This window comes from Pseudooceanicola aquaeponti, assembly GCF_050897975.1.
Classification (GTDB): Bacteria; Pseudomonadota; Alphaproteobacteria; order Rhodobacterales; family Rhodobacteraceae; genus Pseudooceanicola.
The window spans coordinates 107086-121897 of the sequence record NZ_JBPAXY010000004.1 but is presented as its reverse complement, the minus strand read 5'-3'; the positions used below and the strand labels follow the sequence as shown (position 1 = coordinate 121897).

14 protein-coding genes are annotated in these 14812 nt (G+C 67.4%); 4 read left to right on the top strand and 10 right to left on the bottom strand.

Annotation, left to right across the window (positions count from 1 at the left end):
* Nucleotides 1–3: 3 nt before the first annotated feature.
* The 3 genes from ACRARE_RS10340 to ACRARE_RS10330 all read left to right on the top strand — a co-directional run bounded on the left by ACRARE_RS10340 (nucleotide 4) and on the right by ACRARE_RS10330 (nucleotide 4565).
* On the top strand, nucleotides 4–702 hold the full coding sequence (locus ACRARE_RS10340; protein ID WP_432656356.1) for a P-loop NTPase family protein: 699 nt from the start codon (nucleotides 4–6) through the stop codon (nucleotides 700–702).
* A 73-nt stretch (nucleotides 703–775) separates the two neighbouring features.
* Nucleotides 776–2956, top strand: a complete 2181-nt coding sequence (locus ACRARE_RS10335; protein ID WP_432656355.1) for an RNA degradosome polyphosphate kinase — start codon at nucleotides 776–778, stop codon at nucleotides 2954–2956.
* Between the two features lie 55 nt (nucleotides 2957–3011).
* Complete coding sequence (locus ACRARE_RS10330) at nucleotides 3012–4565, top strand: Ppx/GppA family phosphatase (RefSeq protein WP_432656767.1); 1554 nt, start codon at nucleotides 3012–3014, stop codon at nucleotides 4563–4565.
* Between the two features lie 156 nt (nucleotides 4566–4721).
* Here the strand turns inward: ACRARE_RS10330 and ACRARE_RS10325 are convergent, their stop codons facing one another.
* The 6 genes from ACRARE_RS10325 to ACRARE_RS10300 all read right to left on the bottom strand — a co-directional run bounded on the left by ACRARE_RS10325 (nucleotide 4722) and on the right by ACRARE_RS10300 (nucleotide 10402).
* A complete protein-coding gene (locus ACRARE_RS10325; RefSeq protein ID WP_432656354.1) occupies nucleotides 4722–5129 on the bottom strand; it encodes a hypothetical protein in 408 nt (135 codons plus the stop codon).
* A 56-nt stretch (nucleotides 5130–5185) separates the two neighbouring features.
* Nucleotides 5186–5872, bottom strand: coding sequence for a TerB family tellurite resistance protein (locus ACRARE_RS10320; protein ID WP_432656353.1), 687 nt, complete (start codon nucleotides 5870–5872; stop codon nucleotides 5186–5188).
* Nucleotides 5873–5972: 100 nt separating this feature from the next.
* Nucleotides 5973–6467 carry a GNAT family N-acetyltransferase gene (locus tag ACRARE_RS10315; protein ID WP_432656352.1) on the bottom strand — a complete coding sequence of 165 codons (495 nt, stop codon included), beginning with the start codon at nucleotides 6465–6467 and terminating at the stop codon, nucleotides 5973–5975.
* A 127-nt stretch (nucleotides 6468–6594) separates the two neighbouring features.
* Nucleotides 6595–7134, bottom strand: a complete 540-nt coding sequence (locus tag ACRARE_RS10310) for an NADPH-dependent FMN reductase (protein WP_432656351.1) — start codon at nucleotides 7132–7134, stop codon at nucleotides 6595–6597.
* A gap of 132 nt (nucleotides 7135–7266) precedes the next feature.
* A complete protein-coding gene (scpA, locus tag ACRARE_RS10305; protein WP_432656350.1) occupies nucleotides 7267–9396 on the bottom strand; it encodes a methylmalonyl-CoA mutase in 2130 nt (709 codons plus the stop codon).
* Nucleotides 9359–10402 (bottom strand): hypothetical protein, encoded by a 1044-nt coding sequence (locus tag ACRARE_RS10300; protein WP_432656349.1) that lies wholly within the window; start codon nucleotides 10400–10402, stop codon nucleotides 9359–9361. Before ACRARE_RS10300 ends, scpA begins: the two co-directional genes overlap by 38 nt.
* 52 nt (nucleotides 10403–10454) lie before the next feature.
* On the opposite strand from ACRARE_RS10300, the gene ACRARE_RS10295 reads away from it, so the two are divergent.
* Nucleotides 10455–10694 carry a hypothetical protein gene (locus ACRARE_RS10295; protein ID WP_432656348.1) on the top strand — a complete coding sequence of 80 codons (240 nt, stop codon included), beginning with the start codon at nucleotides 10455–10457 and terminating at the stop codon, nucleotides 10692–10694.
* Nucleotides 10695–10716: 22 nt separating this feature from the next.
* On the opposite strand, the gene ACRARE_RS10290 is transcribed toward ACRARE_RS10295, so the two are convergent.
* From ACRARE_RS10290 to ACRARE_RS10275, 4 genes are all read right to left on the bottom strand, one after another.
* Nucleotides 10717–11598: a hypothetical protein gene (locus tag ACRARE_RS10290; protein ID WP_432656347.1), complete on the bottom strand. Its 882-nt coding sequence runs from the start codon at nucleotides 11596–11598 to the stop codon at nucleotides 10717–10719.
* A gap of 4 nt (nucleotides 11599–11602) precedes the next feature.
* A complete protein-coding gene (locus tag ACRARE_RS10285) occupies nucleotides 11603–13648 on the bottom strand; it encodes an ATP-binding protein (RefSeq protein ID WP_432656346.1) in 2046 nt (681 codons plus the stop codon).
* 164 nt (nucleotides 13649–13812) lie between these two features.
* Nucleotides 13813–14019, bottom strand: coding sequence for a hypothetical protein (locus tag ACRARE_RS10280; RefSeq protein ID WP_432656345.1), 207 nt, complete (start codon nucleotides 14017–14019; stop codon nucleotides 13813–13815).
* Nucleotides 14020–14407: 388 nt separating this feature from the next.
* Complete coding sequence (locus ACRARE_RS10275) at nucleotides 14408–14767, bottom strand: hypothetical protein (RefSeq protein ID WP_432656344.1); 360 nt, start codon at nucleotides 14765–14767, stop codon at nucleotides 14408–14410.
* Nucleotides 14768–14812: the final 45 nt, after the last annotated feature.

The following is a 14812-nucleotide window of genomic DNA, read 5'->3' as shown; positions in this document are numbered from 1 at the left end:
GCGATGAGCGACGAGCAAAAGCCCCTGGACCTGCGCATCCCGCAGGGCCTCATGCGCCGTGAGGATTTCATCCTGGGCGGGCCCAATCAGATGGCCTTTGCCATGCTGGACAGCTGGCCCGAGGGCTGGAGCGCGCGCAAGATGGCGCTGATCGGGCCGCGTGGCGCGGGCAAGACCCACCTGGCGCATATCTGGGCCGCCCGCGCGGGCGCGCCTCTTCTGGATGCGCGCGACCTGCCGCGCGCCGATGTGCCGGCCCTGGCGCGCAGCTCTGTCGCGGTCGAGGACGTGCCGCGCATCGCCGGAAACCGGGCAGCGGAAGAGGCGCTGTTTCACCTTCACAACCTGGTGCTGGCCGAGGGCAACTCGCTGCTGGTCACCGCCGACACAGCCCCCGCGCGCTGGCCGCTGGTCATCCCCGACCTGGCCAGCCGGATGCAGGCCTGCCCGGCGGTGATGCTGGACGCCCCCGACGACGCCCTGCTGGGCGCCCTTCTGGGCAAGTTCTTTGCCGACCGCCAGGTGATCCCGCATCCCGATGTCATTCCCTACCTGCTGCGCCGGATCGAACGGTCCTTCACCGCCGCCGGGCGCATTGCCGCCGCCCTGGATGCGCAATCGCTGGCCGAACAGCGCCCGGTGACCCGCGCCATGGCCGCCCGCGTCCTCGAGCGTCTGGCGGAGGACAGCGATCGCGCCTAGACTTGGGCAAAATTGCTGACTATTTCGCGCGTTCCGCGATGAAACCGTTACACTTTTGCCTGATGCAGGTGCCATGATCGACGCAGACTTCCTGAACCAGCCGACCCCCGCCCCCGTGGCCATGCCCGCGCTTGACCTGACCGGCCCGGGCCGGTTCTACAATCGCGAGCTCAGCTGGCTGGGGTTCAACTGGCGAGTGCTGGAAGAGGCCGAGAACCCCTCGGTGCCGCTGCTGGAACGGCTGCGGTTCCTGTCGATCAGCGCCAACAATCTAGATGAGTTCTATACCGTCCGCGTGGCGGGCCTGCGCGAGCTGGCAAAGGCGGGCAATACCAACCCCGCCGCCGACGGCATGACCCCCGCCGAACAACTGGTGAAGATCAACGAGGACGCCCGCCGCCTGCTGGAGCATCAGCAGAAGGTGCTGTCGGACCTGCGCCGCCTGATGGCGGTGGAAGAGATCCACATCCTCAGCCGCGACGACCTGACCGATGCCGACCGCGACCACCTGGGTGACATCTTCCTGACCCGGATCTTCCCGGTGCTGTCGCCCCTGGCCATCGACCCGGCGCACCCCTTCCCCTTCATCCCCAACCTCGGGTTCAGCCTGGCCCTGCAACTGGAACGCAAGCGCGACCGCCGCCCGTTGCAAGCCCTGCTGCCGATCCCGCATCAGATCGACCGTTTCCTGCGCCTGCCCGCGCCCCAGGGCGAGATCCGCTTTGTGCCGCTGGAAGAGGTGCTGCTGGTCTTCCTCGACCGGCTGTTCCCGGGCTATCGCGACACCGGCCACTGCACCTTCCGTGTGCTGCGCGACAGCGACCTGGAGATCGAGGAAGAGGCCGAGGATCTGGTGCGCGAGTTCGAGACCGCCCTGAAACGCCGCCGCCGCGGCGAGGTGGTGCGGCTGAAGATGTCGGCGGGCGCGCCCGAGCCGCTGAAACGGGTGATCAAGCGCGAGCTGCGGGTGATCGAGGACGAGGTGATCGAGGTCGAGGGGCTGATCGGCATCGCCTCGCTGTCGGAACTGGTCACCGACGACCGCCCCGAGTTGCTGTGGCCCAAGTTCACCCCCCGGGTGCCGGAACGGGTGCAGGACCACGACGGCGACATGTTCGCGGCGATCCGCCAGAAGGACATGCTGCTGCACCACCCCTACGAGACCTTCGACATGGTGGTCCGTTTCCTGCGCCAGGCGGCGCAGGACCCGGACGTGGTGGCGATCAAGCAGACCCTCTACCGGACGTCCAAGAACTCGCCCATCACCGATGCGCTGTGCGAGGCCGCCGAGGCGGGCAAATCGGTCACCGCCCTGGTCGAGCTGAAGGCGCGCTTCGACGAGGCCGCCAATATCCAGCAAAGCCGCGTGTTGGAACGCGCGGGGGCCCATGTGGTCTATGGCTTCGTCGACTGGAAGACCCATGCCAAGATTTCCACCGTGGTCCGCCGCGAGGGGCAGGATCTGGTGACCTATTCCCACTACGGCACCGGCAACTACCACCCGATCACCGCGCGGATCTACACCGACCTGTCCTTCTTCACCTGCGATGCGGGGCTGGGGCGCGACGCGGCGCGGGTCTTTAACTACCTCTCGGGCTATGCCCAGCCCGAGAAGCTGGAGAACCTGTCGATCTCGCCCCTGACGATGAAATCCGACCTGATCCGCATGATCGGCGAAGAGGCCGAACATGCCCGCGCCGGGCGGCCCGCGGCGATCTGGGCCAAGATGAACTCGCTGATCGAACCGGATGTGATCGACGCGCTTTATGCCGCGGGCCAGGCCGGGGTGAAGATCGACCTGGTGATCCGGGGCATCTGCGGGCTGCGCCCGGGTATCGAGGGGCTGTCGCCGAACATCCGGGTGAAATCCATCGTCGGGCGCTTCCTGGAACATTCGCGCATCGTCTGTTTCGGCAATGGCGGCGGCCTGCCGTCCGACGGGGCGCGGGTGTTCTTCTCTTCCGCCGACTGGATGGGGCGCAACCTGAACCGTCGGGTCGAGACCCTGGTGGAATGCAAGACCCAGACGGTGAAGGACCAGATCGTGCGCCAGATCCTGGCGGCCAACCTGCATGACACCGCGCAAAGCTGGGTGATGCAGCCCGATGGCCGTTTCCTGCGCGCCGACCGACCCACCGATGGCACCGCCTTCAACTGTCACCGCTTCTTCATGGAAAATCCGTCGCTGTCGGGGCGCGGATCGGCGGGGGCCTCGGATGTGCCGCAATTGACGCATGAGACAGCGATCGGTTGACCCCGACCCGCCGCTTTGCACATAAACATTCAGACAGACCGGGGGTCCGCCAGTGATGGATGGGGATAACCAGCCAAGTGTTTCCGATTGGGGCCCGTTCGGGCGCCCGCTTTTCGACAACCCCGAGGCGCGCGCACTCAGCCGTGTCGGCGTGGTCGACGTGGGCTCGAACTCGGTCCGGTTGGTGGTGTTCGACGGCGCCGCGCGCAGCCCGGCCTATTTCTACAACGAAAAGATCATGTGCGGCCTGGGCGCCGGTCTGTCCGAGACGGGCCGCCTGAACCCCGAGGGGCGCAAGCGCGCGCTGGCGGCGATCCACCGCTTCCAGCTCTTGGCGCAGGGCATGGACGCCACGCCCCTGTCCGCCGTGGCCACGGCGGCCGTGCGCGACGCCGAGGACGGCCCCGATTTCGCCGAGGCCGTAGAACGACAGACCGGCATCCGCCTGCATGTGATCGACGGCCAGGAAGAGGCCCGGCTGTCGGCCCAGGGCGTGCTTCTGGGCTGGCCCGGCTCTTATGGCCTGGTCTGTGACATCGGCGGCTCGTCCATGGAGCTGGCGCGGATCAACGATGGCCGCGTCGGCGACCGCGAGACCTCGCCCCTGGGCCCGCTGAAGCTGGCCGATGTGAAGGGCGGCAAGAAGGGCCGCAAGGCCTATATCAAGGCCGAGATCGACAAGCTGACCGAGGTGATCCCCGCCGACCGCAACCGCCTGTTCCTGGTGGGCGGATCCTGGCGGGCCATCGCGCGGATCGACATGGAGCGGCGCGGCTACCCGCTGCATGTGCTGCACGAATACCGCATGACCGCCAAGACGGTGCGCGACACCGTCGCCTGGATCGCCAAGCAGGACCCCGAGGCGCTGCGCAAGCGCTGCTCGCTGTCCTCTACCCGGATGGCGCTGGTGCCCATGGCGTCGGAAGTGCTGCTGGAGCTGGTGAAACGCTACAAGCCCCATGACATCGCGGTGTCGTCCTACGGGATCCGCGAGGGGCTGCTCTATGAACAGATGCCGCAGCACCTGCGCGACCGCGATCCGTTGATCGAAAGCTGCCGCTTTGCGGAACAGAAGGACGCGCGCCTGCCGGGGTTTGGCCGGACGCTGTATAATTTCATCCAGCCGCTGTTCAAATCCGCCAAGCCCGAGCGGCTGCGCCTGGTGAAGGCCGCCTGCCTGCTGCACGACGTGACCTGGCGGGCGCACCCCGACTATCGCGCCGAGGTCTGTTTCGACAATGCCACCCGCGCCAACCTGGGCGGGCTGAAACACGCCGAACGGGTCTTCCTCGGCCTGGCCCTGCTGCATCGCTACCGCAACCGGCGCGAGGGCACGGCCTTTGAAGAGCTCTACGATCTACTGAGCGAAGAGGAACAGCAGCAGGCCGAGATCCTGGGCAAGGCCATGCGCTTTGGCGCCATGCTCTGGCCCGAGCGCGACGGCGAGATCGGCGAGCTGCGCTGGTTCCCGAAGAAAAAGGTGCTGGAGCTGCGCATGGCAGAGGCCCATTGGCCGCTGTTCGGCGAGGTGGCCGAGGCGCGCTTCCGCTCCCTCGCCTCGTCGCTGAAGGCCGAGGTGTCGCTGAAGCTGGGGCCGTCGCGGAGTTGAGGGGCCGGGGCTGTCGGCCCCCGCCACCATCGGACTTGACCGAAGGTGCAGATGGAAAGGCTGGAGGGCTTTCTGCCCCCCAGACCCCCCGAGAACATTTCCGGCCAAAAAATGGGAGGAGGGACGGTGCCTTGTCCCTCTTGGGGGCGCGGCAATTTAGAGGTCGATGGAGCCGTCGGGGTTTTCGCCCGGCACCGGCGGGGCGTATTGCGGTGCGTCGTCGCGGCGCTTGATCAGGATGTCGCCATTGGGCAGCACCACCGGGGCCTCGTAATTGGCCAGATCCCCCACTTTCGACAGGGCCTCGGCCAGCGCCGGGCCCATGCGCAGCACGAAATCGCGGATCTTCGGTGCCGCCTCTTCCGCCGCCTCGCCCATGCCGTCCAGCGTCTCGTCGATACCCCCCGACAGCCCGTCCAGCAGCAGCCGCAGCCCCTCGCGCATCAGCGCGCCATTGTCGCCCTCGCCTTCGGGCGCGGGATCGGGCGGCGCGTCCTGCGCGATCAGCGGCAGCGGGGCGGCCAGCGAGAGGCAAAGCAGCGGGGCAAGCAGGGTCTGTTTCATGGCCCGAATATAGGGGCGCCGGGTAACATCTCAAAGACCCGCGACGCGGGCGGGCGTCAGTGGGCCGGATCCCGCGCCTGGATCTCCTCCCAGGCGGCGTTGATGTCGATCATGCGCTTTTCGGCCATCTTCACCGCCTCTTCGGGCAGACCGCGGGCCATCATCCGGTCGGGGTGGCTTTCGCGCACCGCCGCGCGCCAGGCGGCGCGGGCCTCTTCCACGCTGGCCTCGCCGGGCAGGCCCAGCACCGCGTAGGGATCGGGGCGGGCATCGGGCACGAAGCGCGAGCGGGCGCGGCGGAACTGCCCCTCGCTGAGGCCGAAGATCTCGGCCACGCGTTTGAGGAAGGCATCCTCGGCCGCGTGGTATTCGCCATCGGCCACGGCAATGGCGAAAAGCCCCTCCATCAGGTCGCAAAGCACCGGGCTTTCGGGGCCGAACATGGTGGCAATGCGGGTCGCGTAATCCTCGAACCCGGCCACGTCCTGGCGCGCCATGTTGAAGACCCGCGCGGCCCCGGCCTCGTCCTCGGGGGGGATGCGAAAGACCTCTCGGAAGGCCGTCACCTCGTTGCGGGTCACCAGCCCGTCGGCCTTGGCCATCTTGGCGCCAAGGGCGATCACCGCGATGGTGAAGGCGACAGAGCGTTCGGGCGGCGTGCGCAACCGGTCGAAGACCGCCGACAGCGCTTCGCCCTTGGCCAGCGCCTGAAGCGCCTCGATGATGCGGGACCAGATGGACATGGGCGCGATCCTAGCCTGCTTCGCGGCGATTGTCCCGAGGCCCCGCGGGGATTTGAAGCGTGTTACAGCGAGGCGTTCCGTCGCGGCCCGGGCCCCCTGGTCACAGGATCTTCTGCATGATCACCAGGTCGTGCCAGCGATCGAACTTGCGGCCCACCTGGGGCATCCGGGCGACGATCTCGAAGCCGATCGCCTGGTGAAAGCCGATGCTGGCAGCATTGTCGGCGGTGATCGCGCCGACCAGCACATGCTGGCCCGCCGCGCGGGCGTGATCCTCGACCGCCTGCATCAGCGCCCGGCCCGCGCCGCGCCCGGCGGCGGCGGCGGTCAGCATGACAGTATGTTCCATCGTGTGGCGGTAGCCGTCATTGGGACGGAACTGGTCATAGGTGGCATAGCCCAGGATTTCGGCCCCCTCTTCGGCGACAAAGCTGCCCCGGCCCAGGGCCGCGCGGGCCTCGAAATAGGCGCCCATGGTGGCGGCGTCCTTCTCGACCGCGCTAAGCGAGACGGTGGTTTCGCGCACGTAATGGCTGAAGATCTCGGCCAGGGGGGCATAGTCACGCGGGGCGACGGGGCGGATGGTCAGGGTCATGGAAAGCTCCGGGCAGGTCGCGATCTTGTCCCGCGCCCGGGGTCCGAAGGCAAGAGGCGGCACGCCGGTCGCACGGGCATGGCGGCGCGACTGCCTGCGGGGCGATCATTTCGGGCGCGCGCGTGCGTCAGCCCAGGGCGGCGGCAAACCCGGCCATGAAGGCGCCCAGGCGCTTGCGCGTGTCGGCATCGGTCAAGGCGCCGTGATCGTCGAACTTCTCGGGCGCGCGGCCCACCATCAGCCGGCCTTCGAACCAGGGACGGGTGCCCAGGGTGCGCAGCACCGGCAGCCAGTGATCCTGGGCCAGGATCGTCCCCGTGGCCATGGGCGAGGCGCCCATCAGGGCCACCGGCTTGCCCTTGAAGAGATCGGCCCCGGCGCCCGAGGCCATCCAGTCGATGGCGTTCTTGAAGGGGCCGGGAATGCCGTTGTTGTACTCGGGCGAGACCAGCAGCAGGCCGTCGGCCTCTGCCAGGGCCGCGCGCAGGTCCAGCACGGCTTGCGGGGTGCCCTGGGCCTCCAGGTCGGCATCGTAAAGGGGCACGCCCTGGATGCCGCGCACATCCACCTCGGTCCCTTCAGGGGCCAGGCGGGCGGCGGCGCGCAGCAGGCTGGCGTTGAACGAGGCGCGGCGCAGCGAGCCGGAAAGTCCCAGGATACGGGGCATGGGCAGGTCTCCTTGAGGGTGGCTGCCCTCAAGAATGGCGCGGGGGCGGGCCCGATCAAGGCCCGCCCCCGATGTTTTAGGCCGCGAAGGCGCGACGCCGGGCGGACCGCCCGGCGCAGGCGCCACGCGCGATCAGCCCTTGGCGGCGCGGATCAGTTGCAGGATGTCCTGGGCGGCATTGGGAATATTGGTGCCGGGGCCGAAGATCGCGGCGACACCGGCATTTTTCAGGAACTCGTAATCCTGCTGCGGGATCACGCCCCCGCAGATCACGATGATATCGCCCGCGTCCTTGTCCTTCAGTGCCTGGATCAGCTGCGGCGCCAGGGTCTTGTGCCCCGCCGCCTGAGAGCTGATGCCCACGACGTGCACGTCGTTGTCGATGGCATCCTGCGCGGCCTCTTCCGGGGTCTGGAACAGCGGGCCCACGTCGACGTCGAAACCGATGTCGGCAAAGGCGGTGGCGATCACCTTGGCGCCGCGGTCGTGGCCGTCCTGGCCCATCTTCACCACCAGCATCCGGGGGCGGCGCCCCTCTTCCTCGGCGAAGGCCTCGACCGATTTCTGGATCGCGGCAAAGCCCTCGTCGCCTTCATAGGCGGCGCCATAGACGCCCGCGAGGGTCTTCACCTCGGCCTGGTGGCGGCCGAATTCCTTCTCCATCGCCATGCTGATCTCTCCAACAGAGGCCCGGGCCCGGGCGGCATCCACGGCGGCCTCTAGCAGGTTGCCGCCTTCCTTCGCGCGTCGCGTCACCTCGTCCAGGGCAGCCTGGCAGGCGGCCTCGTCGCGGGTGGCGCGGATCTGTTCCAGCCGCGCGATCTGGCTTTCGCGGACCTTGACGTTGTCGACATCCAGGATGTCGATCGGGTCTTCCTTGTCCTTGCGGTACTTGTTGACCCCGACGATGACTTCCTTGCCGCGGTCGATATCGGCCTGACGCCGGGCCGCGCTTTCCTCGATGCGCAGTTTCGGCATCCCCGAGGCGACGGCCTTGGTCATGCCGCCCATCTCCTCGACCTCCTGCATCAGGGCCCAGGCCTTTTCGATCAGCTCTTCGGTCAGGCTTTCGATGTAGTAAGAGCCCGCCAGGGGATCCACGACCTTGGTCACCCCGGTCTCTTCTTGCAGCACCAGCTGGGTGTTGCGGGCGATGCGGGCCGAAAAGTCGGTGGGCAAGGCGATCGCCTCGTCCAGGGCGTTGGTGTGCAGCGACTGGGTGCCGCCCAGGACCGCCGACATCGCCTCATAGGCCGTACGGATGACGTTGTTGTAGGGGTCCTGCTCTTGCAGCGACACGCCCGAGGTCTGGCAGTGGGTGCGCAGCATCTTCGAGCGGTCGTTCTTGGCCCCGAACTCTTCCATCACGCGATACCACAGGGTGCGCGCGGCGCGCAGCTTGGCGATCTCCATGAAGAAGTTCATGCCGATGGCAAAGAAGAAGGACAGACGGCCCGCGAACTTGTCCACGTCCATCCCGGCCTCGATGGCGGCGCGGACATATTCGCGCCCGTCGGCCAGGGTATAGGCCAGCTCCTGCACCAGGTTCGCGCCCGCTTCCTGCATGTGGTAGCCGGAAATCGAGATCGAGTTGAATTTCGGCATCTCGTTCGAGGTGTATTCGATGATGTCCGAGATGATCCGCATCGAGGGTTCGGGCGGATAAATGTAGGTGTTCCGCACCATGAACTCTTTCAGGATGTCGTTCTGGATGGTGCCGGACAGCAGCGCGCGGTCGACGCCCTGTTCCTCACCGGCGACGATGTAGTTCGCCAGAATCGGGATCACCGCGCCGTTCATGGTCATCGAGACCGAGACCTGGTCCAGCGGGATGCCGTCGAAGAGGATCTTCATGTCCTCGACCGAGTCGATGGCCACACCGGCCTTGCCCACATCGCCCACCACGCGGGGGTGGTCGCTGTCATAGCCGCGGTGCGTGGCCAGGTCGAAGGCCACCGAAACCCCCTGCTGACCGGCAGCCAGGTTGCGGCGGTAGAAGGCGTTGGATTCCTCTGCCGTCGAGAAGCCCGCGTATTGCCGGATCGTCCAGGGGCGGCCGGCGTACATGGTCGAGCGCACACCCCGGGTAAAGGGCGCCTCGCCGGGCATGGTGCCCTGGTGCGGCAGGTCCTTCACGTCCTCCTCGGTGTAAAGCGGCTTGATGTCGATCCCCTCCAGCGTATGCCAGGTCAGATCCTCCAGCGGACGACCGCGCAGCTCTTTCTCAGCCCGCTTGGCCCATGCGTCCTTCTTCGATGTCATCGCCTTGTCCTCTTTGCCTGAGGCGCGCGCGCGGGTCTATCCTGCCCGTCTGCGCCACGCCATGTGGTCCTGTCTGCGGCGCCCCGGCGGGCGCCTGTCGGTTGCTGCGGAAGATGTCCGGCCCCGGGGTCGCGTCCGGCCAGGGGTCGGTGGCCAGCCGGGCCCGCCCGTGGGCGCCGGCATGAAGCCAGAAAAGATCGTCGTGATAGCGTTCCTCCAGCGCCGCGCGCTGCGGCGGCGTGAAGGGACACCACGGGACGGCGGGCGCGGGCGGCGGTGCCCCGTCCAGGGCCAGCGCCCGGTGCAGCGCGGCGGCCTCCGGCCCCCGGTTGCGCCAGGGGCGCTGCCGGTCGGGCGGCAGGGCCAGGTCCGGGGTGGCCGGGTCGCCCGAGGGCGCCAGCATCTGCGCCAGGCGCCGGTCGGGCAGCGCGGCGAAGCGTTCGTGCGGCAGGATCAGCAGGTCGACCCCAGGCGCCGCCTCGGCCTGCTCGGCAATCAAATCCTGCCAGCTGCGCGGCTGCGCCGCCAGCCGGGCCAGCGCCGCCGGGTCCGGCAGGGCATGGCCCTGCATCACCGTCATCGCGATGACCGAGCGCCAGTAGGCCTCGGGCGCGCGGATCGTCAGCACGATCCGGTCCAGCCGTCCGCCAAACCCCGCCACGACCTGCGCCAGCCGCGCCCCCGCCCAGGGGTAGAGGCGCCCGGCCCGCAGCGCCGCCGCAGGCGCGCCCAGCAGATGCGGCGCCGAGATCAGCAGATGCCGCGCCCCCTGCCGCTCGACCCTGTCGAGATGCAGCGCGATACGCCCCGCCGCCCGGGCGCACTGGCGCGCGGCACTCAGCGGCCCCGGCCCGGGGATCACCCCCGCCAGCACCCCGCCCCGCGCCCTCTGCGGCCCCCAGACGGCAATCCCCTGCGCCGCCAGCGCCGGTGCATTCCCCTCCAGATAGGCCATCAAAGAGCCCGTCGCGCAGCGATGCGCCCCGATATGCAAGATGATGTCCATATGCGTCTTGGCCCCATGCCACCCGGCGGGCCTGCCCCGCCACGGGGCCTGCATGGACCAAAGCCGTCTCAAAGAGCTTAAGCAGAGGATTTACGCTGAACTCTACCGGCTCGAGGCGCCGCCGTGGCCCCGGCCAGACGGCTTGGGCGCGCTGCGCCTCTGCGTCAGGATTGTTGATTTTTTTACTCGTCAGGACTATCTCTATGCCATGCAAAGCGGAGAACGTGTCATGCGCGCCCAAAGCAACCAGCCGAAGAAATCCCCGGGTCAGCCGATCAGCGGCGACATCTGAACGCCCGTAAGGGATTGCGAAATCACACATTTTCATCGGGCTCACCCGTGCTTTCGGATGTGATTCGCTCGTTCTTTCCAGAACGGTTGATGCTCTTGTAGTCTGACTCGCCCAGATCCCGGCCAATCTCTTCCAGCGCTTTCAATCCCCAGCTCAGGGTGCTGGCCCGACGCTTGGTCAACTGTTTGTGCAAGGACACGCGCCGCTCGGGCGACATGCATCTGGCGCTCTCCTCCCGGCTATCCTCAACCATGCACCGCAGGTCGGTATACTCGGCGTAAAAGCGCACGATCGCCCCGACCGTATCGGCCTTGATCGTGGGGATAGAGCCCGAGACCGCCTCGAACACGACAGGCTGGCTCTCCATCGTCGCGAAAGGATGATAGGGGATCGGCTCTCCATCCTCATCGTCACCACTTAGGATCCTGGCCTGAACCTTCTCGGCATTGGCCCAGATGTCCTGATTGTCGAGCTTGTCGACCAGCGCGAAGATCTCGTGACGCAGGGCCGTCAGCGTGTCGCGCCGCGTCCGGTCGAGCAGGCGTTCATCGCGAAACTCTCCGATCAGGAAGGTCACGAACCACCCCAAAACCACAACGATCCCGGCCAGCAGGGCGGGGTAGATCCGTTCATGTGCCTTGGGCGGGGCGAAGGTCAGGATCACGAAGACGGCCAGGGCGCCGACGATCAGGAAAGGTGGGATGAAGGCAAGGGCCCGCAGGGCGCTTTCGCGCAGCAAGGGCGGCAGAAAAAGACCGTAGAAGATCAGGGCCAGAGCCACGCCAAAAGACGCCAAGCTGACCGCCTGAAGATCTCCCTGCCAGTAGTCCAGCACCGCGCCCGCTCCCATCGACAGACCCAAGAGGACGAGCACCGGCAAGTCGATATGCCGGTGCCCGCTCATCCCCTCATTCGAACTCCATGATCACATCGTCCACGGCCAGGCTGTCGCCTGCGCCCGCGTTGATCTTGGTCACCACGGCCTTTTTCTCGGCGCGCAGGATGTTCTCCATCTTCATGGCCTCGATGGTGCACAGGGCCTGGCCCTCCTGCACTTCCTGGCCCTCTTCCACATCGACCTTCACCACCAGGCCCGGCATCGGGCAAAGCAGCAGTTTCGAGGTGTCGGGCGGCAGTTTCTCGGGCATCAGCCGCGCCAGTTCCGCCTGGCGCGGGTTGCGCACATGGACCTTCAGGTCGGCGCCGCGGTTGCGGATGCGGAACCCGCCCGAGATCTTGTCGACCTTCAGCACCAGCGGACGGCCGTCCACGGTCATCCGCGCCAGGGTGTCGCCCGGGGTCCAGGCGCCCTCGACCCGCAGCGCGGCGCCATCGGCGAAGGTCACATCGGCGCCGTCACGGTCGGCCTCGATGGTCACCGGGTAGTCCTGGCCCTGAAGCGAGGCAACCCAGTCGCGGCCCACCACGCGTTCGTGGTTGCTCATCCGGCCCGAGATGCGGGCGCGGCGGATCTCGGCCACCCGGTGCATGGCGGCACAGGCGGCGGCGATGCGGCGCAGCTCGCCCTCGGCCAGTTCGACGCCGTCAAAGCCCTCGGGGTATTGCTCGGCGATAAAAGCGGTGGTCATCTCGCCCTTGACGAAGATCTCGTGATCCATGACCGCCGAGAGGAACGGCAGGTTATGCCCGATGCCCTCCACCTCGAAGCTGTCCAGGGCCACGCGCATGGCCTCGATCGCCTCGGCCCGGGTCGGCGCCCAGGTGCACAGCTTGGCGATCATCGGGTCATAGTACATCGAGATTTCGCCACCGTCGAAGACGCCGGTGTCGTTGCGCACGGCCATGGAGCCCGAGGGCGCCTCGCCCTGCCATTTGCCGTTCTCCAGCAGGGGCCCTGCGGCCACCTCGGCGGGCGGGTTGTAGCGGGTCAGACGGCCGATGGAGGGCAGGAAGTTGCGATAGGGATCCTCGGCATAGAGACGGTTCTCGATGGCCCAGCCGGTCAGCTTCACATCGTCCTGGGTGATCGTCAGCGGCTCGCCATTGGCGACGCGGATCATCTGTTCCACCAGGTCGACGCCGGTGATCAGCTCGGTCACCGGGTGTTCCACCTGAAGGCGGGTGTTCATTTCCAGGAAGTAGAAGTTCTTCGCCCCGTCGACGATGAATTCCACCGTGCCCGCGCTGGCATAGCCCACGGCCTTGGCCAGGGCCACGGCCTGTTCGCCCATGGCGCGGCGGGTCTCTTCGTCCAGGAAGGGCGAGGGCGCCTCTTCGACGACCTTCTGGTTGCGGCGCTGGATCGAGCATTCGCGCTCGCCCAGGTAGATGCCGTTGCCGTGGCTGTCGCAGAGCACCTGGATCTCGATATGGCGCGGCTGCGTCACGAACTTCTCGATGAAGATCCGGTCGTCGCCAAAGCTGTTGGCGGCCTCGTTCTTGGACGACTGGAAGCCCTCGCGCGCCTCTTCGTCGTTCCAGGCGATGCGCATCCCCTTGCCGCCGCCACCGGCAGAGGCCTTGATCATCACCGGGTAGCCGATCTCGCCCGAGATCTTCACCGCCTCGTCCGCATCCTCGATCAGACCCATGTAGCCGGGCACGGTGGAAACCCCGGCCTCCTGGGCGATCTTCTTCGAGGTGATCTTGTCGCCCATGGCCTCGATCGCGCCCACGGGCGGGCCGACGAAGGCCACGCCCTCGGCCTCAAGCGCCTGGGCGAACTTGGGGTTCTCGGAAAGGAAGCCGTAGCCCGGGTGCACCGCCTGGGCGCCGGTGTCGCGGATCGCCTGCATCACCTTGTCGATGACGATATAGGACTGGTTCGCCGGGGGCGGGCCGATATGCACCGCCTCGTCCGCCATGGCCACATGCAGCGCGTGCCGGTCGGCATCCGAATAGATGGCGACGGTGGCGATACCCATCTTGCGCGCGGTCTTGATGACGCGGCAGGCGATCTCGCCCCGGTTGGCAATCAGGATCTTCTGGAACATATCTGGTCCTTCCCCGAGGTCATTGGTCTGTGCGGGCCGCCCCTGAAGCGGAGGCGGCGCATGAAAAAGCCCCCCGGCCGCGGAGCACCGCAGCCGGAGGGCGAGAAAGTGTCGAAATCAGGTCTGCGCGGGACTGGGCCCGCGCAAGACGTGCGGCCCGTGCCTTAGCGGCAGGCGCGCGGGTTTGCCTGGCAATAGGCGACGTTGCCGGCTGCGCCGACCAGGGCGCCGGTGCCTGCGTTGCCGCCGGTGACAGCGGCCGCGCCCACGCCGGCCGCGCCGCCGATGAGGGCCTGTTCACCCATGGTGTCGCCACAGGCGGCAAGACCGGCACAAAGGACACCGGCAAGGATCCAGGATTTCTTGAGCATGAGATTTTACCTTCGATAAGAGTGTTCCTGCGGAACATAACGCGAGGAAAGAAGAAAGGTTCCCCTACGTCGGTGTCAATACCGCACCGATCCATCAGACCCTGCCCGGCGACATCGTCCTGAGACGGCTGGCAAAGCCCGTCGGACAGGGTCCGCCATGCGACCGAGGTAAGTTCGGAACCGGAAAAAACGGGCGGCCGAGGATTGGGGACAAACGGCCGCCCGTCAGGGGAAGGGTAACGGTATTGACACGCCACCACGCCGGATTGGGGAACCGAAGCGGCAGCAAGACGGATGCTGCCCGTCTTTGCCCGCATGGCAAAGACCCCTGCGCGGCCCCGCGCAGCCTGGGCCGAAACCCGCTGAAATCCGGAGGGCAGCGGCAAGATCACGCCCAATCCTCCTCGTCGAAGGCGCCAGGGAAGGCGGTGCGCGCGGCGGCCTCGTCGATCACCAGCAGCGCGTCATAGCTTTCGGGGTCGAAGGGTTCTTCGGCGGGCAGCACCTCGCGCCCGAACAGCCAGCTCAGCCGCCCGGCATCCAGGTTGCCGCGCTCGAAGGGCTGATCGCCGAAATGCTCCCACAGGGCGCGCATGAAGGCCTCGTCGGCGCGCCTGTCCGGGGCGCGACGGTCGCGATAACGCTCGCGCCGGGTGATCGGCGTGACCCCCTTGGGGTTGGCGCGGCGGATGGTGAACTGGAAATCGGAACCCGGCAGACGGCCCGGGAAGCCGCGGTGCTTCAGCATGTGAAAGCCCTCCCGGCGGTTGTGGCGGGGGCCAGGGGCGCCGCC

Excerpts from the sequence above, each read along its gene's own strand:
- ACRARE_RS10340 (WP_432656356.1), top strand. The coding sequence starts at position 4 with ATGAGCGACGAGCAAAAGCCCCTGGACCTGCGCATCCCGCAGGGCCTC.
- ACRARE_RS10335 (WP_432656355.1), top strand. The coding sequence starts at position 776 with ATGATCGACGCAGACTTCCTGAACCAGCCGACCCCCGCCCCCGTGGCC.
- ACRARE_RS10330 (WP_432656767.1), top strand. The coding sequence starts at position 3,012 with ATGGATGGGGATAACCAGCCAAGTGTTTCCGATTGGGGCCCGTTCGGG.
- ACRARE_RS10325 (WP_432656354.1), bottom strand. The coding sequence starts at position 5,129 with ATGAAACAGACCCTGCTTGCCCCGCTGCTTTGCCTCTCGCTGGCCGCC.
- ACRARE_RS10320 (WP_432656353.1), bottom strand. The coding sequence starts at position 5,872 with ATGTCCATCTGGTCCCGCATCATCGAGGCGCTTCAGGCGCTGGCCAAG.
- ACRARE_RS10315 (WP_432656352.1), bottom strand. The coding sequence starts at position 6,467 with ATGACCCTGACCATCCGCCCCGTCGCCCCGCGTGACTATGCCCCCCTG.
- ACRARE_RS10310 (WP_432656351.1), bottom strand. The coding sequence starts at position 7,134 with ATGCCCCGTATCCTGGGACTTTCCGGCTCGCTGCGCCGCGCCTCGTTC.
- scpA (WP_432656350.1), bottom strand. The coding sequence starts at position 9,396 with ATGACATCGAAGAAGGACGCATGGGCCAAGCGGGCTGAGAAAGAGCTG.
- ACRARE_RS10300 (WP_432656349.1), bottom strand. The coding sequence starts at position 10,402 with ATGGACATCATCTTGCATATCGGGGCGCATCGCTGCGCGACGGGCTCT.
- ACRARE_RS10295 (WP_432656348.1), top strand. The coding sequence starts at position 10,455 with ATGGACCAAAGCCGTCTCAAAGAGCTTAAGCAGAGGATTTACGCTGAA.
- ACRARE_RS10290 (WP_432656347.1), bottom strand. The coding sequence starts at position 11,598 with ATGAGCGGGCACCGGCATATCGACTTGCCGGTGCTCGTCCTCTTGGGT.
- ACRARE_RS10285 (WP_432656346.1), bottom strand. The coding sequence starts at position 13,648 with ATGTTCCAGAAGATCCTGATTGCCAACCGGGGCGAGATCGCCTGCCGC.
- ACRARE_RS10280 (WP_432656345.1), bottom strand. The coding sequence starts at position 14,019 with ATGCTCAAGAAATCCTGGATCCTTGCCGGTGTCCTTTGTGCCGGTCTT.
- ACRARE_RS10275 (WP_432656344.1), bottom strand. The coding sequence starts at position 14,767 with ATGCTGAAGCACCGCGGCTTCCCGGGCCGTCTGCCGGGTTCCGATTTC.